This window comes from Mesorhizobium sp. M7A.F.Ca.CA.001.08.2.1 (genome assembly GCF_003998455.1).
Lineage (GTDB): Bacteria > Pseudomonadota > Alphaproteobacteria > Rhizobiales > Rhizobiaceae > Mesorhizobium > Mesorhizobium ciceri.
Genome location: NZ_RZPW01000677.1, coordinates 1 through 3,396, shown reverse-complemented (window position 1 = coordinate 3,396; position 3,396 = coordinate 1). Strand labels below are relative to the sequence as shown.

The following is a 3,396-nucleotide window of genomic DNA, read 5'->3' as shown; positions in this document are numbered from 1 at the left end:
CTTGGGGTCCACGCGGCGCAGGCTGCCGAGGGTACGGCCCCGCCGGGACTACACTGGTGCCTGACACCCGACATTGCCGACCTGCGCGAACTCGGACCTGATGGGCACCCGGCCAAAGGCGGCTTCCTGCCACCGGTGCCGCTTCCGCGCCGCATGTGGGCTGCCAGCGATGTGCGTTTCATGGCTCCGATCCGCTCCGGCGACCGCATCCGCCGCAGCTCGACATTGACCGCCATAGAGGAGAAACAGGGACGCACCGGGCCGCTAACCTTCGTCACGGTCCGGCACGACATTGCCAACGACGCTGGTCCGGTGATCGAGGAGGACCAGACCATCGTTTATCGCGGCGCCGAAGCCGCTGCTGCGCCCCCTGCCCCGCCGGCCAATTCGGCCCTGGCCGCATCGCACGAGCGCACGATCGAGATCGATGCCGTGCTGCTCTTCCGATATTCCGCGCTGACCTTCAACGGGCACCGCATCCACTATGACGCGCCTTACGCCACGGGGGTCGAGCGCTATCCCGGGCTCGTCATCCATGGCCCACTGCAGGCGACGCTGCTGATGAACTTCGCCACCGCCATTGTCGGTCAGTCGCCGCGCCGTTTCTCATTCCGGGGCGTGCATCCGGCGACTGGCCCGCAGCGCCTGCTTCTGAGCGCAACATCGCCTGGCCAAGACGGCATGGCTCTCGAGGTGCGGTCGGCCGACGGCCATGCAACAGTGAAAGCCACGGCGCAATGGTGAGCTTCGTCACGCCTGTCGTGCCGCTTTTCGTGCCGGGCTCGCGTCCTGAGCGGTTTGACAAGGCCGACAGCAGCGGCGCGGACGCGGTCATTCTCGACCTCGAGGATGCCGTCGCCCCTGGCGACAAGGACCGCGCTCGCGAAGCAATCGTCGCTCGTGCGGCCACACTGAAATCCGCAGTCGTGGTCCGCATCAACGCCGCCGGCACACCTTGGCACGAAGCGGACGTCGATGCCGTGCGGCGCCTCGACGGCGTCTCCGTCATGCTGCCCAAGGCCGAACGTCCGCAAGACATTACCGATATGACCAGGCACATGGCACGCAGCGTTTCCGTCATAGCGCTCATTGAGAGCGCCGTCGGCCTCGTCAACCTGCCGGACATACTGGCCACCTCAGGCGTCGTTGCCGTCGCCTTCGGTTCGGTCGACTTCTCGCTCGATCTTGGTTGCGCGCATGATCGGCTGATCCTGCTAGCGGCCCGCAACGAAATCGTCTGGCGTTCGCGCGCTGCTGGCCGGGCCGCGCCGATCGACGGCGTGACGACCGACCTGAGCAATCCCGAAATCGCCGAGTATGACGCCCGCCACGCCATGAGGATGGGTTTTGGCGGCAAGATGGCCATCCATCCGAGACAGATCGAGCCTATTCGCAATGGCTTTCGCCCGAGCGAAAATGACATCGCATGGGCACGCGACATCATTGGCGCGGCCTCATCAGGCGAAGCCAGCCTGGTGAACGGCGAGATGGTGGACCGACCCGTCATCGAGCGAGCAAGGCGAATCCTGCACCGGATCGCTTTGGTCTAAAGGGCATGCAGAGGAGGAGCAACAGATGAGCACGGACACCGCCGATTGGCCAACCGCCAGGCTCTGCGCCTTCATTGCCGAACTCGATTTCGAACAGATCCCGCCGCGCGTCGTTCATTTCGCGCAAGGACTGATGATCGACTGGCTCGGCTCGGCGCTGGCAGGCAAGGGCGCGCACCAGGTCGAGATGATCGACGGCTTTGCGCGTGCCATGGGGCCGGCGGACGGCCCAAGCACCATCATCCCGACGCGGCGGCGCACAAGCCCCTATTTCGCAGCGATGGTCAATGCGGCGGCCTCCCATGTCGTGGAACAGGACGACGTTCACAACGGCTCGGTCTTTCACCCCGCGGCGGTGATCTTTCCGGCCGTTCTGGCGGTTGCGGAGGCCGAGGGGAAGACCGGCCGCGAAGTCCTGACTGCCTGCATCGCCGGCTATGAAGTGGGCATCCGCGTAGGAGAATTCCTCGGACGCTCGCACTACGAGATATTCCACACCACCGGCACGGCTGGCGCGGTCGCCGCGGCCGCGGCGGTCGGCAAGTTGATCGGGCTGGACGCAGCCGGCCTCAATCATGCTCTCGGCTCCGCCGGCACCCAGGCGGCAGGGCTCTGGGAATTCCTGCGCGATGCCGCCGATTCCAAGCAGCTTCATACGGCGCGAGCGGCGGCCAACGGCCTGTTTTCTGCCTATCTGGCGCGCGATGGCTTCAAAGGGGCCGCGCAGATTCTCGAAGGGAAAAAGGGCATGGCTTCGGGCATGTCCAGCGACGCCGATCCGGCCCGCCTGACGGACGGGCTCGGCAGCCGTTGGGCAACCGAGGAGACCTCCTTCAAATGGCACGCAGCCTGCCGGCACACTCATCCAGCCGCTGACGCGCTGCAGCTTCTCATGCGCCGCGAAGGGCTCGGTCCGGACGACATCACCGACGTGGTGACCCATGTCCATCAGGGAGCCATCGATGTCCTGGGCGCGGTGGTCGTTCCGCACACCGTCCACCAGGCGAAGTTCTCCATGGGCACGGTTTTGGGGCTGATCGCCGTTCACGGCGTCGCCGACCTCGACGCTTTCGAACACCATGCACTTGCCGACACCCGCGTAGCCCGTTTCCGCGCGAAGGTGCGGATGGAACTCGACGCCGAGGTCGACACCCTTTATCCCAAGCAGTGGGTCGGCAAGGTAAGCGTCACGACCGTTGACGGCCGCAAGCTCAATGCCCGCGTCGACGAGCCCAAGGGCGATCCCGGCAACACGCTTGCGAAACAGGAACTGGAAGCCAAGGCCATACGTCTTGCCGAATTTCGAGGCGGGGCCACGGCTGACGAGATGCGCCGCTGCATAGCCCGTGTCTGGAAACTCGATCAGCCCGGGAGCACGGCGGAAATATTTGCTGAATGTTAGCCGCTATCGCGCCGAAGGACTGCGCCCTCCTGAAGTGGATGGAGAATCTCTCACTAAAATGCAATTTCATTGGACGCTGAATGCCCGAGATAAAATGGGGGACCGATCGTCTCGCTTTAAATCACTGCTTCCTCGAGAAACGGCTCGTTGCGATCTATGCGCTCGTAACAGAACGGCGAAAGATCGAGCGTCTGGAAAGCCCCGTGAACGATAAGTTCTGAAACGGCCCGGCCCACGGCTGGCGACTGTTGCAGCCCGTGCCCCGAGAAGCCGTTGGCAAACATGAAATTGGTCACCTGCGGGTGGAAGCCGACGATGCCGTTGTGGTCGAGCATGTTGTACTCGTAGTGGCCGGTCCAACTGGTCTGGACCTTGAGTGCGTCGAAAGACGGAATGCGGTGCCAGAGTGCCGGCCAGATGTAGTCGTCGAACTCTTCATGGTGC

4 protein-coding genes are annotated in these 3,396 nt (G+C 64.2%); 3 read left to right on the top strand and 1 reads right to left on the bottom strand.

What is annotated here, in order from left to right; genetic code table 11:
- The 3 genes from EN914_RS28870 to EN914_RS28860 all read left to right on the top strand — a co-directional run.
- A partial coding sequence (locus tag EN914_RS28870; RefSeq protein WP_127389430.1) for a MaoC family dehydratase N-terminal domain-containing protein occupies window positions 1-744 on the top strand: 744 nt, incomplete at its 5' end.
- Window positions 738-1,550 carry a CoA ester lyase gene (locus EN914_RS28865; RefSeq protein ID WP_024503249.1) on the top strand — a complete coding sequence of 271 codons (813 nt, stop codon included), beginning with the start codon at window positions 738-740 and terminating at the stop codon, window positions 1,548-1,550. The genes EN914_RS28870 and EN914_RS28865, both read left to right, overlap by 7 nt.
- Before the next feature lie 25 nt (window positions 1,551-1,575).
- On the top strand, window positions 1,576-2,952 hold the full coding sequence (locus EN914_RS28860) for an MmgE/PrpD family protein (protein ID WP_024503250.1): 1,377 nt from the start codon (window positions 1,576-1,578) through the stop codon (window positions 2,950-2,952).
- Between the two features lie 116 nt (window positions 2,953-3,068).
- Here the strand turns inward: EN914_RS28860 and EN914_RS28855 are convergent.
- On the bottom strand, window positions 3,069-3,396 hold a 328-nt coding region (locus EN914_RS28855; protein WP_164778984.1), incomplete at its 5' end, for an FAD-binding oxidoreductase.

Coding starts and splice junctions, on each gene's coding strand:
- EN914_RS28865 (WP_024503249.1), top strand. CDS start 738: ATGGTGAGCTTCGTCACGCCTGTCGTGCCGCTTTTCGTGCCGGGCTCG.
- EN914_RS28860 (WP_024503250.1), top strand. CDS start 1,576: ATGAGCACGGACACCGCCGATTGGCCAACCGCCAGGCTCTGCGCCTTC.